Origin of the sequence: Pseudoalteromonas sp. S1610 (assembly GCF_005887465.1) — a bacterium.
Classification (GTDB): domain Bacteria; phylum Pseudomonadota; class Gammaproteobacteria; order Enterobacterales; family Alteromonadaceae; genus Pseudoalteromonas; species Pseudoalteromonas undina.
This window is the reverse complement of sequence record NZ_PNDI01000010.1, coordinates 92,479-113,459: the sequence shown is the minus strand read 5'-3', so window position 1 is coordinate 113,459 and position 20,981 is coordinate 92,479. Positions and strand designations below refer to the sequence as shown.

The 20,981-nt window shown below is 39.9% G+C and carries 16 protein-coding genes; 10 read left to right on the top strand and 6 right to left on the bottom strand.

Annotation, left to right across the window (positions count from 1 at the left end):
- Window positions 1-24: 24 nt before the first annotated feature.
- Genes CWB77_RS05270 through CWB77_RS05255 form a run of 4 tightly spaced genes read left to right on the top strand, consistent with a single transcriptional unit; the run spans window position 25 to window position 5,833 of the window.
- Window positions 25-1,593, top strand: a complete 1,569-nt coding sequence (locus tag CWB77_RS05270) for an NADH-quinone oxidoreductase subunit L (protein WP_138621671.1) — start codon at window positions 25-27, stop codon at window positions 1,591-1,593.
- A complete protein-coding gene (locus CWB77_RS05265) occupies window positions 1,590-4,016 on the top strand; it encodes a YbcC family protein (protein ID WP_138621669.1) in 2,427 nt (808 codons plus the stop codon). Before CWB77_RS05270 ends, CWB77_RS05265 begins: the two co-directional genes overlap by 4 nt.
- Before the next feature lie 3 nt (window positions 4,017-4,019).
- Complete coding sequence (locus tag CWB77_RS05260) at window positions 4,020-4,817, top strand: DUF6671 family protein (protein WP_138621667.1); 798 nt, start codon at window positions 4,020-4,022, stop codon at window positions 4,815-4,817.
- Window positions 4,818-4,825: 8 nt separating this feature from the next.
- Window positions 4,826-5,833, top strand: a complete 1,008-nt coding sequence (locus CWB77_RS05255; RefSeq protein WP_138621665.1) for an L-threonylcarbamoyladenylate synthase — start codon at window positions 4,826-4,828, stop codon at window positions 5,831-5,833.
- Between the two features lies 1 nt (window position 5,834).
- Here the strand turns inward: CWB77_RS05255 and CWB77_RS05250 are convergent, their stop codons facing one another.
- Window positions 5,835-8,090, bottom strand: coding sequence for a bifunctional diguanylate cyclase/phosphodiesterase (locus CWB77_RS05250; RefSeq protein WP_055011549.1), 2,256 nt, complete (start codon window positions 8,088-8,090; stop codon window positions 5,835-5,837).
- Between the two features lie 430 nt (window positions 8,091-8,520).
- Here CWB77_RS05250 and CWB77_RS05245 point away from each other — a divergent pair, with 430 nt between their 5' ends.
- Window positions 8,521-9,006, top strand: coding sequence for a hypothetical protein (locus tag CWB77_RS05245; protein ID WP_008114385.1), 486 nt, complete (start codon window positions 8,521-8,523; stop codon window positions 9,004-9,006).
- Between the two features lie 36 nt (window positions 9,007-9,042).
- Here CWB77_RS05245 and CWB77_RS05240 read toward each other — a convergent pair whose 3' ends face one another.
- A complete protein-coding gene (locus CWB77_RS05240; protein ID WP_138621663.1) occupies window positions 9,043-10,248 on the bottom strand; it encodes an anhydro-N-acetylmuramic acid kinase in 1,206 nt (401 codons plus the stop codon).
- A 152-nt stretch (window positions 10,249-10,400) separates the two neighbouring features.
- On the opposite strand from CWB77_RS05240, the gene CWB77_RS05235 reads away from it, so the two are divergent.
- The 3 genes from CWB77_RS05235 to CWB77_RS05225 all read left to right on the top strand — a co-directional run bounded on the left by CWB77_RS05235 (window position 10,401) and on the right by CWB77_RS05225 (window position 12,762).
- Window positions 10,401-10,907, top strand: a complete 507-nt coding sequence (locus CWB77_RS05235; RefSeq protein WP_055011550.1) for a GNAT family N-acetyltransferase — start codon at window positions 10,401-10,403, stop codon at window positions 10,905-10,907.
- A gap of 160 nt (window positions 10,908-11,067) precedes the next feature.
- Window positions 11,068-12,096: an NADPH-dependent curcumin/dihydrocurcumin reductase gene (curA, locus tag CWB77_RS05230; RefSeq protein ID WP_138621661.1), complete on the top strand. Its 1,029-nt coding sequence runs from the start codon at window positions 11,068-11,070 to the stop codon at window positions 12,094-12,096.
- Window positions 12,097-12,144: 48 nt separating this feature from the next.
- Complete coding sequence (locus CWB77_RS05225) at window positions 12,145-12,762, top strand: glutathione S-transferase family protein (protein ID WP_138605766.1); 618 nt, start codon at window positions 12,145-12,147, stop codon at window positions 12,760-12,762.
- Window positions 12,763-12,811: 49 nt separating this feature from the next.
- On the opposite strand, the gene CWB77_RS05220 is transcribed toward CWB77_RS05225, so the two are convergent.
- The 4 genes from CWB77_RS05220 to CWB77_RS05205 form a co-directional block, all read right to left on the bottom strand.
- Window positions 12,812-14,347 carry an HD domain-containing phosphohydrolase gene (locus tag CWB77_RS05220; RefSeq protein WP_010389475.1) on the bottom strand — a complete coding sequence of 512 codons (1,536 nt, stop codon included), beginning with the start codon at window positions 14,345-14,347 and terminating at the stop codon, window positions 12,812-12,814.
- Window positions 14,348-14,366: 19 nt separating this feature from the next.
- A complete protein-coding gene (locus CWB77_RS05215) occupies window positions 14,367-16,481 on the bottom strand; it encodes an ATP-binding protein (RefSeq protein WP_248527144.1) in 2,115 nt (704 codons plus the stop codon).
- Window positions 16,482-16,684: 203 nt separating this feature from the next.
- Complete coding sequence (locus CWB77_RS05210) at window positions 16,685-17,353, bottom strand: response regulator (protein WP_138621659.1); 669 nt, start codon at window positions 17,351-17,353, stop codon at window positions 16,685-16,687.
- Complete coding sequence (locus tag CWB77_RS05205) at window positions 17,346-18,671, bottom strand: DUF4118 domain-containing protein (RefSeq protein ID WP_138621657.1); 1,326 nt, start codon at window positions 18,669-18,671, stop codon at window positions 17,346-17,348. The genes CWB77_RS05210 and CWB77_RS05205 overlap by 8 nt, the downstream gene beginning before the upstream one ends.
- A 281-nt stretch (window positions 18,672-18,952) precedes the next feature.
- On the opposite strand from CWB77_RS05205, the gene CWB77_RS05200 reads away from it, so the two are divergent.
- Window positions 18,953-19,606, top strand: a complete 654-nt coding sequence (locus CWB77_RS05200) for a potassium channel family protein (protein ID WP_054201435.1) — start codon at window positions 18,953-18,955, stop codon at window positions 19,604-19,606.
- 2 nt (window positions 19,607-19,608) lie between these two features.
- Window positions 19,609-20,973: a TrkH family potassium uptake protein gene (locus CWB77_RS05195; protein ID WP_138621655.1), complete on the top strand. Its 1,365-nt coding sequence runs from the start codon at window positions 19,609-19,611 to the stop codon at window positions 20,971-20,973.
- The last annotated feature ends 8 nt before the right edge of the window (window positions 20,974-20,981 follow it).

Sequence of the window (20,981 nt, the reverse complement as noted above, 5' to 3'; positions counted from 1 at the left end):
TGATCACTAAATAAGGAGCACTGAATGAGTGAGTATATTATTTCGTTGTTACTGCTAATAATGCCTTTGAGCACATTTATAGCAGCCTGGTTAATTGGCCAACAATCGCGCGCTTCAAATGGTCATGTACTGTTTAAAGTAATGATGTTTAATAGCCTTGCATTTATAACAGCTATTACGCTTCATCAAATTTATGCTTTTGATTTACTCAGTTTCTTATCGCTGACCATGACCCGAATTATTATGCTGGGGCTTATATTATTTATCACGCTGATATTGATTCGCTTTTGTAAGCACTATATGCAAGGTGAGCCACGTGTAAACTACTTTTGGCGATGGCTATTACTTACCATCACTGCCGTATTAGTTGTGGTTATGAGCAACCACTTAGCGCTATTTTGGCTAGGCTGGGTGGCGATAAGTTTAGCACTACATAAACTATTAATGTTTTACCCTGAGCGCCCACGAGCGGTGCTTGCCGCCCATAAAAAATTTATTGTGGCACGTGTTGCCGAATCCTTATTACTGATTGCATTTGGTATTTTGTGGTTCATTCACAATAGTCTGTACATAACTGATATAACCGCCTTTTATCACTCCACCACACAACCATTGTCTTTTGCAGAGCAAGTCGCTGCTTTTTTAATTGCCTTTGCGGCTTTAATAAAATGCGCTCAACTCCCAATACACGGCTGGCTAATTAAAGTGGTTGAAGTACCCACACCGGTGAGCGCTTTATTACATGCCGGAGTCATTAATTTAGGAGGCTTTTTATTAATTCTATTTGCGCCTTTGTTTATTCAAGCTAGCGCAGCACAATGGTTAATTTTAATTGCTGCAGGTTTAACTACGGTGATCAGCGCATTAATAATGACCACCCGAATAAGCGTTAAAGTTCGGCTTGCTTGGTCTACTAGTGCGCAAATGGGGTTGATGCTGGTAGAGTGTGCGCTGGGGTTATTTGAACTGGCTCTGCTTCACCTTGTTACCCATTCGACTTATAAAGCTTTCGCATTTTTAAACTCAGGTAATGGCGTAAATGAAGATCTTATCCGCCGCCATATTCCAAAACAATCACCCACATGCTTTGCTTGGTTAACAGGTGCGTTAATTTCAATAATAATAGTTGGCGCAGCATGGGTTATTAGCTCTTATCAGGGAGCGGTAAGTATTTGGTTGCTTTTAGTATCAGCATTAACCATTTTGCTTGCTAATCAGCATGGTACGGCTACTGCAAAAACACGTAGTAAAAAACTGTTAATTGCACTATTGGTGGTCTTTAGCTATGTGGCCGCTAAAAATATCTTTGCGTTTGCACTTCCCCTTGAGCAGTGGCGCGAACCTGCATTTAGCCTAGCCGACAGTTGGGTAATAGCTCTTATTTTAACCTTAATGATAGCAAGCTACTATTTGCGTTATCAGTCTTGGCGACCTCAGGTTAAGTCATTATCCACTTTATTATTTGCAGGCTTGTATTTGGATGAGTGGTTTACACGATTAACACTAAAAATATGGCCGATAAATTTGCCTAATAATGGCCACACTGATTTAAAAAATCATGCCGCTGGGATCACTATTGAGGAATCAAAATGAGCACTCTAACGCCTTCAGATAATAGAGCACTCTCGCTAAGCGACAGTCAAAATAGCCTCCTTAATAAAGTATGCGGTTACATAGCACCAAACTGGCCGTTAGATCAGATGATTGCAGTTAACCCATTTTGGGAAATGCGCCATATGCCAATTGAAGATGTAAGCGCACGACTGGATACCTTATGTAATGCCAACATGCTAATGCCTAAAGATTTTTATCTGCAAAAATATAACACCGGCATAATTACCGACAAACACTTAGCCGATGCCGCAACGCTACTTAATAGTGACTTTAATAAAGAGCAACTATTACAAGCGCTTAGAGTTGATGTGCCATTAGTAGACTGGCACAACATTGCTGATTTACTCGACCAGCAACGTAATAAGCATAAAATGGCTTGGCATGATGAAATTACTCATCAGTTGAGTCAGTTTTGTGCTGCACATTATCAACAACTCGGCCCTATGCTGCATCGTAATGATACTAAAGCCCTATCTGAATTATATCGCCATTGGCTTACTGTTATTCAAGCTGATAAAGGCATTAGCATTGTTATGGATGAACGGCATTTAAATGGCTATTTTAAGCAATTACCCACATCCGCTGATGAACTAATTGCACTGACTCTTAAAACGCTTAACATAGATAATGACTCGTTAGAGTTATACGCGCACTCATTGCTCTTAGATATTAACGGTTGGGCATCGTGGCTTGCGTATTTACGTTTTCAAGGTCAGCTTTACGACACCCCAACAGATGAGATGAAGCAACTTCTAGCCATGCGCATGGCATGGGACTTAGTAATTTGGCAATACCTGAGCGATCACGATAGTGCTACATTTAAACAACTGCAAAGCCAGTGGCAACAAGAAAAGGCGCTTGTTGTTGAGCGCTTACATGCACATAAATTAGCACAAAAGTCATTATGGGTGTGGGCAAAAGCAATGGAACTCAGCTTTCAATATCCGCTTAATGAGGCTCTGCAAACCGCGACAAAAGCCCCCGTGACAAACGCTCAATTACAAGCAGTGTTTTGTATTGATGTTCGCTCGGAAGTGATTCGCCGTGCGCTAGAGTCTCAAAGTCAACATATTGAAACGTTTGGCTTTGCCGGTTTTTTTGGTTTACCGCTGGAATATCAAGAAAATGGCAGTGCTATTACTCGCCCACAGCTCCCAGGGCTACTTAAACCGGCTATACATGCCACGCAAACTCACAAAGACGCGACACTTGAAGCATCACGCCAAAATAGTGCCACATGGCAAAGCTGGTCAAAATCGGCCCCTTCATCGTTTTCTATGGTTGAGTCAGCAGGCTGGCTGTATGCATTTAAATTAATAAAAAATACCTTTTTATCTAAAGGCGATGCTAAAAAGTGCACTCCGACTGACTGGCAATTAACACAAAACCAGCAGCAACTTACCCTAAAAGACAAAACCGATTTAGCCCAAAAAGTGCTTACAACTCTAGGTATAAAAGCGTTGGCACCACAGGTAATGTTAGTGGGTCATGCTAGCCATACAACAAATAACTTACACAGTGCTGGCCTAGATTGCGGCGCCTGCGGCGGACAAAGTGGTGAAGTAAATGTACGAGTACTCGCAAGCCTACTTAACGATGCTCAAGTACGTCAAGCGCTTAAAACTCGGGGACTCACACTGTCAGAAAATACCCAGTTTATTGCAGCCATTCATAATACAACTACAGATGTGATCACCACCTATGATGCTCAACTGGATGATAATCTAAAAAAATGGCTCAGTGTGGCAACACAAACAGCTCAGCGCGAACGCTTAGTTAATATAGAGCCAAAGCTGATTGATAAATCAGCGGATGAAATTAATCACGCTTATCATCAACGCGCCCGCGATTGGTCGCAGGTGCGCCCTGAATGGGGACTTGCAAATAATGCCGCCTTTATTGTCGCGCCGCGCGCATGGACGCGAAGTATTAACTTACAGGGGCGCTGTTTTTTACACGATTATGAGTGGGGAAGTGATAACGACTTTGCAATATTAGAGCTTATTATGACTGCGCCTATGATAGTCACCCATTGGATCAATAGCCAATATAATGCCTCGGTTAACGATAATCACAAATACGGCAGTGGTAATAAAATACTTCACAATGCAGTGGGCGGTAATATTGGCTTATTTGAAGGTAACGGTGGCGACCTGCGCATAGGCTTAGCCATGCAATCGCTACACAATGGCGATAAATGGATGCACGAACCTATTCGCCTTAATGTATATATTGCTGCGCCACAATCAGCAATCGCAGCAATTTATAACAAGCATACTATGGTGAAGGAACTAATTGATAACCACTGGCTAACACTCATTCGTTGGGGCGATGACAACACCTTAGAGCGCTTTGAAAACGGGCACTTCACTACAGTTGCCCCCTCTAAAGAGCGAGCATGATCAATGTTAAAGGCCGTCATAGCCACTAAACATAAAAAAGCACCTCTTATCGCCCCTGCATTGAAGCCACTTGGCTATAATGTGGTAACAACCAGTCTATTTGATACCGATACGCTTGGGATGTTTACTAATGAAGTGCAACGTAATTGCAGCGCCCAAATAGCGGCGTTAACAAAAGCTCAACGCGCATGTGAACTCACTGGCGAGCAATGTGGGCTTGGTAGTGAAGGCAGCTTTGGAGGTGGACCATACCCTGGGTTAATGAACTGGGACGAAGAAGTAATCTGTTTTTACGATAAACACACAGACATCGCTATTTATGGACATGCAGGCGGGCCATTTTCACCCAGCAGCTTAACCATTAACAGCGAGACTAATGTTGAATCAATTATTGCTGCATGCCAGCGCTATAAAGAGCAGAATTGGATACTTGATGACACTCAAACACTTTATAAAGGGCTAAGCTTTGAAGGCTTGGTTGCTTTATTTAAAGAGAAAGCGCCCAAAGCCGGCATAATCACGCCTGATTTAAGAGCTATGTATAGTGGGCAACGCCAAGCTATTATTCGCCTCGCTGCCGAGGACTTAGCAAGGCGGTTGGCATCAAAATGTCCACAATGTCAGTGTGCTAACTTTGTTGCCAAACAACTCACTAAAGGCTTGCCCTGTGAGCTGTGTAACATGCCCACACAACAAGTAAAATCAACAACGTCTTTGTGTGATAGCTGCGGCTATAACTATATTGAAGCTAATGAAAAACACGTTGCCGATGCAACATATTGCCAGTTTTGTAATCCTTAAGAGTTATTATGACATCATTACAACCAACTCAATTATTAAATACTGAAGAGCGTATTAACCAAGCCGTGGCACTATTAAAAGCCGGCGAATGCGTTGCCTTACCCACAGAAACCGTTTATGGCTTAGCCGCAGATGCAACTAATAGTGATGCTGTAGCGAAAATATTTACCGCGAAAGGACGTCCAACAAATCACCCGCTCATTGTGCATATTCCCAATCAGTCGCATGTGCACCACTGGGCAAAAAATGTAAATAAGGCGGCCATCACGCTTGCTGATGCATTTTGGCCCGGCCCACTCACCCTAATTTTAAATGCTAAAGATGATTTAAACAGTCCGGTAACAGGCGGCTTGCCCACCATTGGACTTCGCGTGCCTGCGCATCCTGAATTTTTAGCGGTACTAAAACGATTAAATACTGGTCTTGCAGCTCCCTCGGCTAATCGCTATAAGCAATTGAGCCCAATCAGTGCAGCTCATGTAATACGCGATTTGAATGGTCGAATTAGTGCGGTATTACAAGGAGGTGAATGTAATGTAGGTATTGAATCGACCATTGTCGAGGCCAGCTCAGAGCAGTTACGCATATTACGCCCAGGGCCAATTTCAGCAGCTGATATTTTGCAAAAAACAGGACTGCATGTCAGCACGCCACATTCACATAACGAAGTGGTACCGGGTAATGTAAAAGCGCATTATCAGCCTCATGCAACAGCCATGTTGGCTAATACTGAAGATTTCGCTAAAATTTTGAGTGAAAACTCTCAGGGTAAAAGTCACTATTTGATCTATTCGACTCAAGTGCAACAGCAATTATTAGCGGGCGACATTCCATCCGAACGTATTACTAAGCTAAGTAGTTGCCCTATTGAATACGCTAAAAATATGTATAAAGCACTGCATCTTATTGATGAGAAAACACCATTGAATATTTATATCGAAAAACCGCCAGTAGGCAGTGAGTGGGCTGCAGTGAATGACCGACTTAGTCGCGCCACCACAGTATTTGTAGGATAAGTTAATTAACCGTTAGGTATTCAATAACAGTGGCTGCTGCCACTGGTTTATAAAAGTAATACCCCTGAAAGCGTTTACAGCCAATATCCACTAACATATCAAACTGTGCCTGTTCTTCCACGCCTTCAGCTATAACACTTAAGTTATGGCTGTTGGCAATGGCGATAATACTTTGCACCATACTGTTAGACTTAGGGTCTATTAAAATATCATCTACAAAGCTTTTATCTATTTTCAGTTCATCTATGGGTAAGCGCCTTAATAAACTCAGTGATGAATAACCTGTACCAAAATCATCCATCGAGAAGCGTATCCCTCTAGATTTTAAGCTATTTATCGTATCAATCACATGCTCAAGGTTATCCATAAACAGTGACTCTGTAATTTCTAAGATTATACTTTGCGGGGCAACATTATGGGTTTCTATGCTTTGCAATAATGTTGTAATGAAAGCACTGCTTTGAAATTGCATCACTGAAATGTTGATTGCTAATTCAAGAGGGGTATCGCTGTGTTGTTGCATCTTTGCAAATTCACTAATAGAACGCGCTAAAACAAAGTCACCTATTTTAAATATTAAATCACTTTGTTCTGCAATAGCAATAAACTCGGCAGGTGAAACCATACCCAATTCACCGTCATGCCAACGAATAAGTGCTTCCATAGCATGGATTTTTCCCTGTTCATTCACTTGGCACTGATAGACCATAGAGAATGATTGTTCACTTAGCGCTACATTTAATCGCTCTTCTACTTTTAAACGGCGCAAATAAGCTTGTTTTATATCTGCATGGTAATGGCACAGCCATTGCCCTGTATCTTTTGCCCATTGATTAGCCAAATGCGCACTACGGACCAGCTTACTTTTGGTTATGCCATGCTCCGGGTAGTTGGCCACACCGACACTCATATTTAAAGGACGTTCGGTATTTTTGGTTTCATATTGTTCAATAGAAGATGCTAATATTTGTTCAAAAGCGTGCCTATTTTGCTCATCCGATAAATGCGGTGTAATAATGCAAAACTCATTACCACTGTTTCTAAAAACTAGGTATGGAACTGCGAATGTAGCTTGCAACATTGCGGCATAGGCTTTAATTGCCTTATCGCCATACTCCATACCAAAGCGATTATTCATTGAGCGTAAATTGGTAATGTTTATGATTGCTAGACTAAAAGATGTCTCTTTTTTTGCTTCAAAGCTATCACGCAGTGCTTTTCGATTGGGTAACTTTGTTAAATCGTCGTTCCGAGAAAGGTAAAACAGTTCATCAACTCGTTTTTGCTCAGCACGAGCAATAAACCTAAAACCAAAATATAACACCGTACAAATCAGTAAATAGATTAAAAAATACCAGCATACCTTCCAATAAAAGACGTTTTTTATTGGCTGCATTGCCCGATTTGAGAGTGTCCATAATTGATAGCGATTATCAAATTTTGCAGATGTTAAATAAGGCTTACCACCTACATGTGTATCAATACTAAACACCTCTTCTGAGGATTTAAATATTTCTTTATCCTTGCCTGTTTGCTTTATCAAAGCATTATCAGATAACCCTAATGCCTGCTTAATTTTGGTTTTTGTATAGCTAGCTATATCTGCATCTTTTACGGAACTGTATTGAATAAAACCATCAATTTCTCTTGCTAGCATTATGTAATCGTCACTATTACTTTGCAAAATATTGAGGTATTTAGCGCCTCTTGATACCGCCATCCCTGCAGTCATTACAGCAATCACAGTGCCACTTTTGTCTCGTAATGACTTCCTTATTGGAATAACCCATTCTTGTAACGATAGATTAAAATAAGTTTGCCCTAACACCATTTTGTCTGAGCTAAGGGTTTGTGAAAAACTTTGGCGGGTTTTTTCATTTTCTTTCAGATTAATCATTGTTGAGGCATTTAAATTTGAGCTGTAGTAAATAATTTCCCCTTGGGGATTAAACAGTCCAAAGCCTAATAACACGGGGTTTTCTAGTAAAATATTGTCGAGAAGTTTAATTGTTGATGTTTTTTCGGTTAAGTTATTGTTTGAAAGGATGTCTCTGCCAATTAGATCCAGCATAAGCTCTTTATTTCTGAGGGTGCTTTTAAGTGCTTGCGCAGAAAATTCGACACGGTTTTGGGAGCTTGTGCGGTATTCTTTTTCGATATTTCGCCATTCATAAGCCAACAAAACGCTTAATAGGACTAGACCGCCCAATAGCAAAAAACAAAAGAGTTTCCATAAATTATTTTTTATTAGTGCCATCTAATTTCTCACAACCCGTTTGGTAGTGTGTTATGTATTTGGGCCCTTAAATGCACTTTATGGCTAGCTTGGTTTTTTTTCAAGCTATTTTATTGCAAAGTTGAGAAAAACACATAAAAAAACCCCCATTATTTAACATTAAAAATAAAATAAATTAACAATAACGTTGGTAAGTGTTTTATTTTATTGTTAAGACAAGGCTCGTATACATTTGAACCCGGTAAACTGTATTTACGTTTATCGCAGAGGTTATTGAGCGACTATTATAGTTTATTTATTAAATATAATATTGATTTAAAACAATAGCTTTAGTTATAAACTGCAAGTCAAATTAACCCTTGCATCAAGCGCTTTAGTTTAGTCATAATTTTGCAATAATCATCAGCGATAATAGCTGCATTATTAGTCAACAAAGCTTTATAAGACCCTCATGAGCGAATCTATGGTGCAATTAACCTTTGCACTACCGTCATTTGAAGATCCAATGTCTGCGGCATTAAGTCACAGCATGGAATTTGAAACGCTGTCATTGCATGCTAATAGCCAGCATCAAATTGCTTTGCAATGCGTTTTGCCTGAAGCGGCCCATGAAGGTGATATTATTTCGCTGAGTGCAACTTTACCAAATGCACGAGCAGCTCAGTACTACACAGAAAAAAAGCTCAATCAATTTGATTTAGAACAGGGACGGGTCACGCTTAGGTTGAACCAAATAGCGCATAGTCGTGGTTTTGTAATGCAAATGATTTTGCACGGTAAACACGGCACGTTAAAGAATAGTTTGCAGTTCGATATGCATATTAACCAATTTGGTAGTGGATATACTATACCAGTAACTTCGATTACCCCACCAAAGCCGCACCGCGTTCGTCAGTACCTCGCCAGTATGGGAACAGCTTTAATCTCACTTTTTTAGCTCTTGTTATAAATTTTACCATTAAGCTTTAATTAGTTAATCAGCAAAGCTCACTTTACCCATAGTAATATCTAAAATTCCACCTCTTTTATTTTTAGCACTTTGTCGCTGCCCTGCTAAACATTCGTTTGCCAAAATAGCAAACAGCACCGCCTCTTTGGCATCAGGGTGAACACCTAAATCATCAGTATTCTTAAACGCCTTAATATTTGGGCAGTGTATTAGTAATTGCTCCATCAATAATGGATTATGAATACCTCCACCACTGGCATATACCACACAGTTTTGAACCCCTTTAGCACAGTCATTTAACGCCCTAGCAATTGTAGTCGCAGAGAGCGTATTTAAAGTCGCCAACACATCTTCATGGCTTAAATCTTGGGTTGCGGTTTGGGCTTGGGCTGCGCGTAATAAGGCTAAATTAAACACCTCTGGCCCTGTTGTTTTTGGTAGTGGTAATTTAAAAAACGCGTTATCACTGAGTGCTTTAAGCAGCTTTACATTCACCTTGCCCGCTTTGGCAAGCTTTGCGCCCTCATCATAATGCATTCCTTTAAAGTAATACTGTACGTAGGCATCCATAATGGTGTTACCTGGGCCTATGTCACTACTAAACACGCTACTAGCATCACCGCTTTTAGGTAAAAACGTTAAATTAGCAATGCCACCCATGTTTAATAAAATGCGGTTTTCATCAGGGCTCGCAAAAAATAAATAATCGCCATACACGGCCAGCGGCGCACCTTCTCCACCAGCGGCAATATGCTTTTGCCTAAAATCGCCAACAGTGGTAATGCCTGTAGTAACGGCTATTTGGTCACTATCACCTATTTGTAAGGTGCCATGCTTAAAGTCATGATGGTTATGCTGCGACTGCGGACAGTGATAAATAGTTTGCCCGTGGCTTGCTATGGCATCAATACTCGCAGGATCAATACCCCATGCAATTAAACACTGATTAACCATAGCACCATGGAGTTTCCCCACCCAAGGGTGTAACAAAGTCAGCACTTCTAAATCGCATTCGCGCTTGGCAAATACCTGCTTTATTTTAGTTTTATACTCGTCGCTGTATTCAACCGTAGTAAAATTTTTAACCTCTATTTGTGTATGCAAACCTGCACCGGTTATTTTACATAGCGCCACATCTAAACCATCTAAAGAGGTGCCACTCATTAAACCAATAATTAAACGACTGGGCTTTTTAGCGCTATTATAAAGGGCTTCGATATGAGGATGCATAGAGACTCTGTCTGGGTGTTTTTTTACATTTTAAAAGAGTTTTAAGCAAAGTTATACCTGTATACACTTTAATTTTAATGAATTGTTTTTCATTGTTTAAGCGTTTAAAGCTTGCTAAGTTATTGGCTGATAATAACAAACTCATTTGTAGCATGATCACTTTACGAGCATTTAAACAACACGATACCTGCCAAATAGTCACCATTTTGAACGATCAACAAGTAGCTCGCTATTTGTCCTCTAAAATTCCATTTCCTTATACTCAAGCAGATGCAAACTGGTGGGTAAACGAAGGAGCAAAATGTGGCATCATTAAAGCTATTGAAGTTGATGGCCTATGTGTTGGTTGTATTGGTGTTATCCCTGGTGAGTTTGAGTATAGCCGCAGTGGCGAAATAGGTTATTGGCTTAGTCAGCAATATTGGGGGCAAGGTATTATTACCCAAGCCATAGAGTTGATTACTAAAGAAGTGTTTGAAAGTACTAACTTAAACCGTATTCATGCGGCTGTATTTGCTGGTAATGTTGGCTCAATGAGCGCGTTGCTTAAAAATGGCTTTAATAACGAAGCTATTTTAAAGAAAGCAATTTATAAAAATGGTCACTATTTAGATAGCCATGTATTTAGTGTGCTAAAACAGAGTAATTGTTCTAATTAAATTCTTTCGACGGTTGAATTAACCACCTCTCGCCCAAAGCTCGTGTATCAAGGTACAAATCTTTTCTACCTATCCGCGCATTATTGTTGAGCAATGTATAGTTTTAAAGCTTAAACATTCGGTATATAGGTCGTTTTTTCACTCTATCATGGAGATTTTTATGTCCACAACCAGTCGTCAATTTACTTTAGCATCGCGCCCACATGGCGCTCCTACCAATGAAAATTTTGAACTTAAAAACGTAGAGTTACCATCATTAAAAGATGGTGAAGTATTGCTGCGTACTATTTATTTATCACTAGACCCTTATATGCGTGGCCGCATGAGCGATGCTAAATCGTATGCCGACCCTGTAGAAATTGGTGATGTAATGGTTGGTGCAACGGTTTGCCAAGTCGAATCATCTAAAAATGATAAGTTTAGCGAAGGCGAATGGGTATTAGCATATACAGGCTGGCAAACTTACGCTATCTCAAATGGCGAGGGCTTAATGTCATTAGGTAAAGAGCCAACAAATCCGTCATACGCACTTGGTATTATGGGTATGCCTGGGTTTACCGCCTACATGGGATTACTAGATATTGGCGCACCTAAAGCGGGTGAAACCGTTGTTGTTGCAGCAGCTACAGGCCCAGTAGGCGCAACGGTTGGTCAAATAGCTAAAATTAAAGGCTGTAAAGTAGTAGGCGTTGCCGGAGGCAGCGAAAAATGTGCACATGCTGTTGAAAATCTAGGCTTTGATGCATGTATTGACCATAAAGCGGATGACTTTGCCGAGCAGTTAGAAAAAGCATGTGAGCAAGGCATTGATGTTTATTATGAAAATGTGGGCGGAAAAGTGTTTGATGCCGTATTACCTTTGCTTAATACCTCAGCACGCGTGCCTATCTGTGGTTTGGTATCGCAATATAATGCCACCAGCTTGCCTGAAGGCCCAGATAGATTAGGTATGCTAATGGGACAATTGTTAACTAAGCGTATTAAAATGCAGGGCTTTATAATTTTTGATGACTATGGCGATCGTTATGACGAATTTGCACAAGACATGCAAAAGTGGCTACAAGACGGAAAAGTTCAATACCGCGAACATCTTGTAGATGGTTTCGAAAAAACCATCGGCGCATTTAACGACATGATCAGCGGGAAGAACTTTGGTAAAACCGTAGTAAAGATTAACAGCCCACTATAATAACATTCAGGCTGTGTTGTAATTCAACACAGCTCAATAAGGAAGAAAATGATTAAACTACACCATTTAAATAAATCTCGCTCTAAACGTATTATTTGGTTATTAGAAGAGCTTGAGGTTGATTACGAAATTGTTGCCTACCAGCGCAATACTGAAACTTTTTTAGCCCCTGATGAGCTTAAAAATGTGCATCCACTGGGTAAATCGCCAGTTATAGAAGATGATGGCTTAGTGATCGCCGAGTCTGGCGCCATCACAGATTACCTGATCACTAAATATGGCAAAGGTAAGTTTGCACCAGCCACAGGTACTGCAGAATTTGTAGACTATCAACAATGGCTTCACTTTGCAGAAAGCTCTGCAATTTTACCTCTTCTGCTAAAAATGTTTGTCCAGAAAGATGGTGCTAAAACGCAATTTTTAGAGGGCTATGCCGATGCTGAAACCGCTAAAGTAATTAGCTACTTTAACAGCCGCCTTGAAGGCAAACGTTATTTAGTGGGCGATACTCTCACTGGTGCCGATTTTATGATGTCGTTTATTGTTGAAATCGTTAAAAACGCTGGCCAACTAGGGCACTTTAAAAACCTAGTTAAATACGATGAGCAATTACAATCTCACGAAAAGTTTCATACTGCCAACGAGCTTGAAGCTAAATACGATTAATTTTATGTTCGCTTTGATTGTGGCTAACGCAATCAGAGCGACAACCTCGTTACTCAGGCCTGTCTAAATAAATTTGTTTAAACGCATTAAAATTCAATTCAAATAATTCAACCAACGTCGGATCGAAATGATTACCTGCGCCTTTAATTATTTCCGCCTTTGCTTCATCCATGCTCCAAGGCTCTTTGTAACAACGACGACAACATAACGCATCAAATACATCAGCAATCGCAGTAATTCGCCCCTCTAAACTGATCTCTTGCTGTTTTTTTGCGTGTGGATAACCAGCTCCATCCCAACGTTCGTGATGATCAATTGCAATGTTAGCAGCCATATCAATTACAGGATTAGCTGTTCCTTTGAGGATTTCCCAGCCTTTTGTGGTGTGCTGTTTCATAATTTCCCATTCATCAGCATCCAATTTAGCTGGCTTATTTAAAATTAAATCTGGAACTCCCACCTTTCCTACATCGTGTAACTGTGCTGCTAAACTAATTTTATCGCAGTATGATTGATTTTGATTATTTAGCTGCGCTAATAGTTTTGCATATAAACCAACCCTGATTACATGTGAGCCGGTTTCTTTGGAGCGTGACTCCATCGCTCCTCCCATTAGTGAAATAGCCAGTTGCTGGGTTTCTTCAATTGAATTAGCTAATAAGAGGCTTTCAAAGGTCAGTACTACATTACCCAAAAATAAATCTACTAGCTGTTGAGCTTCTTTTTTTACCGGCTGCAGCGACTGAAACGCTAAGATGGAATCTAAACCTTTTTGCGAATGATGAAAATAAACATAATGATCTTCTGCTATAAAATTCTGCTTAGTTTGCTTTGCCCTTAAAAAATACTCTTGATGTTTTTGTGGAATACTGTCAATTCCATTGCCCGTGAATAAATGTATGCCAGAAAGCTCTCCCTCAATCATCTGCAGCTTTTCATCTAACTGGCAAATACCAAAGACCTTAGGCGCATCAATATACAAATTGGCGGAGCTCATATTCAGTACTAGTTTTAGCTCTTCCATTACAACAGAGGTAAACTCAACCAAGTCACCAATTTGGGTAATAGTAGAAATTGCTATTATTAGCCTTTTTAAGTTGTGCCGATGGTTTTGTAGCATACAAATATCGCGATAGGCGCGCAAAGAGGTATAAAAAATCAATTCAAGATCTTGGCTTTGCAGTTGGCTCTTCGCTTTATAACCATCAATATCATAATCGCGAATAACACTGCGCTCTGGCGCAACCCCTGGCTGACCTGTGCGTAAAATAATTCGGCTATATACATTTTGTAAGTCTTGGCGAACAAATCGTGCAAAATCTAATCCTGCATGCTCAGTTTCCATTACTACATCTAATAAAATTAATGCATAGCGCTCTGAGCTTTGTAGTTTCTCTCTGGCCTCTGCCGCACTGTAGACACTATGTAATTCAATAGGTCGTTGCTCAAATTCAAAGCGCTTCATTGCAAGTTGAGTTACTTGATGTACAGATTCATCATCATCAACCACTAAGATTTTCCATGGTTCAACATGCTTGCTGTCGACCGCTTGTTTTACAACTTCATCATCTTGTAACCAATCCATAAACACACTCTACTAGTTATTAATTCGGTAGCGTTAAGGGGAATTGAATAAAAAAATAAACTCCCGTTGATTGTTTTTCCTTTATAAAAATTTGCCCCTTTAAGCGATGTACAACAAGGTTGTACACAATGTTCATTCCTAAACCACTGCCACCACCTGCTCTATTTGTGGTGTAAAAAGGATCAAATACTTTTTTTTCTGCCTCTTCAGTCATGCCTCTTCCGTTATCTTGATAATGAATGCAAACAGAATCTGAGTAGTCTATATGAACACTTATTTGCCCTTTTTGGCTGCCATTTTTAAAACCATGAATAATTGAATTCATTACTAAATTAGTGAAGATTTGTGCTAAAGCACCAGGATCAGAATACACTTCAGGCTCAGGCTCTTTCGCACTAATAGTAATGTCAACGGGTGTTGCTTTGAGGGTATGGTAAAGGCTTTTTTGCACCTCATTTAAATAACTACTTATATATAAATTACGTAATTCTTCGGTTGTTTGATCAACCGCAACACGTTTAAAACTGCTTATTAAACCTGCGGCGCGCTGCATATTTTTTAGTAAAATGTCACAACTTAAATCAACTTCACTAATAAACTCACTAAACTGCGTTTTACTCAAGGAGCCAGAAGCCACCTTGTTTTTAGTTTCAATCAGCATTTCTCTTAAATGCGACGTCGCAGTTACGCAAACACCTAGCGGCGTATTCACCTCATGGGCTACACCACTAACTAAACTTCCAAGTGACGACATTTTTTCTGCTTCAACAAGCTCTTGCTGAGTCCGACGAAGCTCTATGGTTTGCTCAACTAGAGCCTGCTCTGCCTCGTGGCGTTTACTCGACATTAAATTAATAGAATCACTTAAACGATCATAAGGACCGCGCTTTGAAACTGTTTTAGAAAAATCACCTGCTGCAATCGCAGAGCAAACCTGATCAATATCTTTACTGGCTTTAATTAAACGCTCAAAACTTCTAAACATAGTGCCAAGCTCATCATTTTGAGTCATATATTTTTGAACATGAATGGATAAATCGCCATTAGCTAACTGTTCAACAGATTTAATAGCAATATTAATACGCTTAGTTGTTCGGTTAATAAAATACCAAAAGAGTAAAAAAACCAGTAATACACTTGCAAAAGCCGCTGCCAGTAATGGTTTAAATTGCGCTTGAATAGGCCCAATAATATCGGCTTCAGAGCGGCGCACTATCACTGTCCAATTACCAGTGGCAACCTTGGCTTTATCAAAATAGAAAACCCCGGAATCAAAAGGATCGTTCGCAGATAGTATCTCTCTTTCTTGCCCCTGTAACTTTAGCTGTTTGGCTATACTTGCGTAATCTGTATCTAAAATGGCCTTCGTTTTTAATCCTGAATGATTTAATGTCGTTGCAATCACGTTGTCGCGCTGACTGAGTAACAAAACATCTATTTTTAATTGCTGCTTTATGGTTTGCAAGAATTCAGTGATGTCAGCGAGCGCTCTATCTACGCTTGCCATACCGACAAATTTATCATTAATGATAATGGGCGAACTTTGTTCAACCAGCATTCTTCCCTCGTAAACATAGGGCTCAGTGATCATCGTCTCTGTATTGCCATCACGTAAAAACTGTTGGCGTACTCCCTCATAATAAAGACTAGATTCCATGTCCACCAAGGGCTCAAGTAACAAGCGTTCAGAATCATTAAAGTCACGGTGCCAATAAGGTAAAAAACGACCGGTTTGATTTACATAAACTCCTTCTTTTAATGACGGAGCATTAATATAGGCTTGATCTTGATTATCGGCATTAGGCTCATAACCAAAAGAAGCCCCCACGAATGAAGGATTCATTTTAAGCACTGCACGAACAAAATTAATACTTGCCTCTCTATCACCAAACAACCCATTTTGCTGTGCTAAGGCCATAATTTCGGTAGTGCGTACTGCCAATTGCGTCTCTTCATTTACTTTTGCAGAAATAGTATCGGCGGTCTGACTCAAGTTAAGCTTTGCTTGCATAACAGCCTGATTAAGGCTGGTTGAATACCAGTAACTCAAAATACCCGCGATGATGAGCATAACGGGCAATGCCAAATACAGCAGCATTTTTCCTTGCAAAGAATGTATGAGTGTTAGTCGCATAATTTTAGGCTTAAACAAGCAAGCCAATGTCCTGAGGATTTGAAGTAGTAAGCTTAAAAATTAGACTATAAAAACTTTCTAGGCAAATGAATTGTGTAGAAATAAATGTGAAAGCAGGGTATTAAAATACCAGCTGCCTAGTAGATAAGATTGTTAAATAGGGTATGGTTTAAAGACAAAAACACTCTGCAAAACTTTTATTTTTAATCGGCCAATCGATAACCCACAGCTGGTTCAGTTAAGATATATTTTGGACTAGCGGGGTTAGCCTCTAATTTTTGTCTGAGCTGTGCCACATGGACTCGTACGTATTCAGGACGGTCTATGTACTGCGCTCCCCAAATATGGCTTAAGATTGCATTATGGGTAAGTACTGTATTTTTATTTTGAAACAGTAATAATAATATTGCGTACTCTTTTTTAGTGAGTTTTATCTCATTTCCAGAAGAGGTTACTCTGTGCTTTTGTGGATCTATTTTTATATTCCCGCAGGTAAATGCCACACTCGGCTGGCTCTGGTTACGTAATAAAACCCGAATCCGGGCTAGCAACTCATTGGCGCTAAACGGTTTGGTAATATAGTCATTTGCCCCATTATCAAGCGCAGTGACCTTTTCAACTTCGCCATCTCGAGCTGATAGCACTAAAACAGGTAAGGCACTCCATTGTCGAAACTCAATTAACCAGTCTTGACCATCCATATCTAGCAGGCCTAAGTCTAACAATACAAGATCGTAACTTTGCTCACTTAAACGTGCAAAACCATCTAACCCTTTATCACAAATACTTAGCTCGTAACCACTGGCTTGCAACAAGGTTTTTAAAAAGCTTTGTAGAGGGGGAGAATCTTCTAATATCAAGATTTTAGTCATTACTTTTTTCCCAGATTAACTTTGCGTGCGCCATATTTGCTTCGTTATTAATTGTTAATGTAAATGTGCCCTGGTGAAATTTAGCAACCACATCACAAATAATGCTGCCTAACCCAACGCCTTCATCGTTACTTGTTTGCCCTTTAATTACCAAGTTATTAGTTAGAAGTAACTGATAAACTACCTTTTGCTGATTAGTACTTTGCGTAAATTCAACGCTCACCTTTTTATCACCATAACGCCATGCATTTTCGAGCATATTAGCCAGCGCAATTTCTAACAAAGTCACATCCCCTTTGCATGTTGTCTGAGCGTCTATATTGGTATTTATGATAAAATCAGTGAGTTGCTGCTGTCTTCTAGCTTTAGCTTCACTAAGTAGTGCTTGTAAGTTTATTGTTTGCCAACTTAGATTTTCACCCATTTTATTAACTCGGCTTAACTCCATTACTTTATCAAAGTGCTCATTTAGTATTTTACTTTGCTCATAAATATTACTCGCTTGCTCTTTTATCACGCTGTCACTGAGGGTAATCTCATCATCTGCAAGCATGCTCGATGCGCCCATAATAGTCGCCAGTGGTGTGCGTAAATCGTGAGACAAACTGCGTAAAAGTGCATTTTTAGCGCGCTCTAATTCCGCTTGCACCGAAATAGCAGCCGACTGTTGGCGTAATAACGTTTTTTCATGTACCTGATAAAGAAGCGAAATAGCGGTGTCCGCAAAGGATTTTTGCCCTTGCGTTAACCGTTTAGTAAAATTAAACCCGCCCCAGCTAGGGTTAACTTCACTAAGCAATATAAAATCACTATTGCCCTGCGATGCTGCAGGTGTAAATGTACAAGATGCGTTTAAATGCTTGCTGATCCGCTGCACAAAGTGCTTTTTTTGTTCATCCAGCGTATCTAGGCTGTTTAAGTCTTTGGCCAGTTCGTACAAGGTGCGACTATTACTTGCATGTAATTGCACATCCCTAACTTTAGTACTGAGCTCCCCTGCCAATTGGCTGATCACAAAACCAACAATCAGCATAACCATAAAGGTTACTAAATATTCTATGTTTTCAATATGAAAAGTAAAATTAGGGGCAACAAAAAACCAATCTGTACACGCCACACTCACTAAGGTGGTCAGTATGGCAAGACGACGATTACTGCGCACAGCAACCCAAGTCACCCACAATAACTGAAGCATCACGATATCGGTGGTAGTAAACCAATTACGTACAGGGTAAATGGCAATAACCACAATTAATGGCATTATTACTGCCAAAAACAATGCGTTATACCAACGTGGTTTAGCCTCTGCCTGATTCATTAATTATTCCTCTAACATTTGAGAACCTAGATTACTGCCTTTTCGATATTGCCTCTATAAAGTTTTTATAAAGTTTTTTATCTGATTCGTTAAATCTTTATAAAGCTTTTAACGCCTACCTACATTGTTACTTTAATAACTCATATTCTAACTTCAGCAGAAGGAGTAATACGTATGTTGGGTTGGATAAAAATAGTGATGCTCACAGCCTATGTATTAACTGTTTATTGACCAGATGAACTTTACCACTTCTCTCTTTTAACTTTAATTTAGGTATCAACATGGCACATTTTACAGTGATCGGATTGGGTCGATTTGGCATTGCAGCAAGCCTTGAGTTAATTCATTTAGGGCATACAGTCACTGGGGTTGATAGTAACCCTAAACTAGCTGAAAAATATGTTGAGCATTTATCAGAAACCGTTGTTTGCGACTCCACTGATGAAGCCGCACTTAAAGAGCTTGATTTAGCGAGCAGTCAGGCCGTTTTAGTGGCAATAGGAGAAGACATGCAATCGAGCATTCTGTGCACCCTTGCATTAAAAAACCTAGCTGTTAAGCAAATATGGGTAAAAGCGAGCACTAAAGCCCATCACACAATTATTTCTAAATTAGGTGTAACACGCATTATTCATCCTGAAGAAGAAATGGGCGTGCGAGTTGCACAAGCGCTTAATTACCCTGTAGTGAACGACTATATTTCCCTAGGCAATGGCATATACGTTGTTGAAGTAAGTATAAAAGCGCACTTACATAAAACAAAACTAGGGCATTTACTAAAAGAAATGAAACGCACTGTAGACCCATTATTGGTTAAGCGCGCCAAGCAAACGTTTGCCAAACTTGATGATGACTTTGAGTTACTTACCTACGACACCTTACTGTTATCAGGTAGCCGAGTCGAATTAAACTATCTAGCTCCAAGGCTTTTATAATCATGGTTTTATGGCATCCCCTCAAAACGCCTATTGAGCGAAAAGTCAGTGGGCATAAAAAACTCAATGCGGCTCCACCGCTTGTTCTCTGCTGTAGTTTTTTAATATTAATAACGCTAGGGGCGTTGGCGTTAAAACTACCTTTTGCAACCTATGGGCCTATTTCATGGATACAAAGTGCGTTTACAGCAACCTCTGCGGTGACTGTAACTGGATTAGTTGTAGTCGATACTGGTTCAGTGTTTACTCCTTTTGGACAAGGCGTTATTGCGCTATTAATTCAACTAGGTGGTCTGGGTTTAATGACCTTTGCGGTTGTAACTTTAATGGCACTGGGTAATAAAGTTGGCTTTATTCAAAAAACAGTGACTAAAGCTGCTTTTAATCAAACAGATACATCTACTTTGGTAAATACCGCTAAGTCTGTTTTGCTGTTTGCGCTAATCGTTGAATCTGTAGGCATTATTATTTTAACGCTGTATTGGCTACCCGAAATGGGCTTACAAAAAAGCTTTTTTCATGCACTTTTTTATACTATTAGCGCTTTTAACAATGCAGGGTTTGCATTAAGTCCTAACAGCTTAATACAGTATGTAGAAGACCCCGTTGTAAATTTAACAATTACCTGTTTGTTTATTATTGGTGGCCTTGGCTTTACCGTATTAACAGATTTATATAAGTCAAAGCGTTGGGCTAAGCTCAGTCCCTACAGTAAATTAATGCTGATCAGCACTGTTATTATTAACGTTATTGCATTGTTGCTTATTTACGCAATTGAATACGATAATCCAAAAACACTGCAGCCGTTATCTGAAGTAGGTAAATGGCTAGCAGCTTGGTTTCAAGCCGTTACTCCCCGTACTGCGGGGTTTAATACCATTGCTATTGAAGAATTAAAAAATGCCAGTACCGCTTTAACTATGATGCTTATGTTTATCGGTGGCGGCTCTTTGAGTACAGCAAGTGGCATAAAGGTCGTTACATTTATCGTTTTAATACTAGCAACCTATAGCTACTTAAGACGTGACAAAGGCGTCACCGTGTTACGCCGAGAAATAGACAAAGATTCAGTGTATAAAGCATTAGCCTTAACCGTTATTTCAGCGGGAGTCACTTGGTTGGCTATTTTTACATTACTGGTCGTTGAAGATGCACCTTTTTTAGATGTTGCTTTTGAAGCGGTATCGGCACTGGGTACTGTAGGGCTTTCACGCGGTTTAACGTCATCGTTATCACCGCTGGGGGAGTTTATCATTATGTTTTTAATGTTTATGGGCAGAATAGGCCCGCTCACTCTCGCCTACTTTTTAGCAAGTCCACGCACTAAAAAACTAAGATACCCAAGCGCGCAACTCTCTATTGGTTAACAACACTA

Coding starts and splice junctions, on each gene's coding strand:
- CWB77_RS05195 (WP_138621655.1), top strand. CDS start 19,609: ATGGTTTTATGGCATCCCCTCAAAACGCCTATTGAGCGAAAAGTCAGT.
- CWB77_RS05270 (WP_138621671.1), top strand. CDS start 25: ATGAGTGAGTATATTATTTCGTTGTTACTGCTAATAATGCCTTTGAGC.
- CWB77_RS05245 (WP_008114385.1), top strand. CDS start 8,521: ATGAGCGAATCTATGGTGCAATTAACCTTTGCACTACCGTCATTTGAA.
- CWB77_RS05225 (WP_138605766.1), top strand. CDS start 12,145: ATGATTAAACTACACCATTTAAATAAATCTCGCTCTAAACGTATTATT.
- CWB77_RS05235 (WP_055011550.1), top strand. CDS start 10,401: ATGATCACTTTACGAGCATTTAAACAACACGATACCTGCCAAATAGTC.
- CWB77_RS05210 (WP_138621659.1), bottom strand. CDS start 17,353: ATGACTAAAATCTTGATATTAGAAGATTCTCCCCCTCTACAAAGCTTT.
- CWB77_RS05260 (WP_138621667.1), top strand. CDS start 4,020: ATGTTAAAGGCCGTCATAGCCACTAAACATAAAAAAGCACCTCTTATC.
- CWB77_RS05215 (WP_248527144.1), bottom strand. CDS start 16,481: ATGCGACTAACACTCATACATTCTTTGCAAGGAAAAATGCTGCTGTAT.
- curA (WP_138621661.1), top strand. CDS start 11,068: ATGTCCACAACCAGTCGTCAATTTACTTTAGCATCGCGCCCACATGGC.
- CWB77_RS05255 (WP_138621665.1), top strand. CDS start 4,826: ATGACATCATTACAACCAACTCAATTATTAAATACTGAAGAGCGTATT.
- CWB77_RS05240 (WP_138621663.1), bottom strand. CDS start 10,248: ATGCATCCTCATATCGAAGCCCTTTATAATAGCGCTAAAAAGCCCAGT.
- CWB77_RS05250 (WP_055011549.1), bottom strand. CDS start 8,090: ATGGCACTAATAAAAAATAATTTATGGAAACTCTTTTGTTTTTTGCTA.
- CWB77_RS05265 (WP_138621669.1), top strand. CDS start 1,590: ATGAGCACTCTAACGCCTTCAGATAATAGAGCACTCTCGCTAAGCGAC.
- CWB77_RS05205 (WP_138621657.1), bottom strand. CDS start 18,671: ATGAATCAGGCAGAGGCTAAACCACGTTGGTATAACGCATTGTTTTTG.
- CWB77_RS05200 (WP_054201435.1), top strand. CDS start 18,953: ATGGCACATTTTACAGTGATCGGATTGGGTCGATTTGGCATTGCAGCA.
- CWB77_RS05220 (WP_010389475.1), bottom strand. CDS start 14,347: ATGGATTGGTTACAAGATGATGAAGTTGTAAAACAAGCGGTCGACAGC.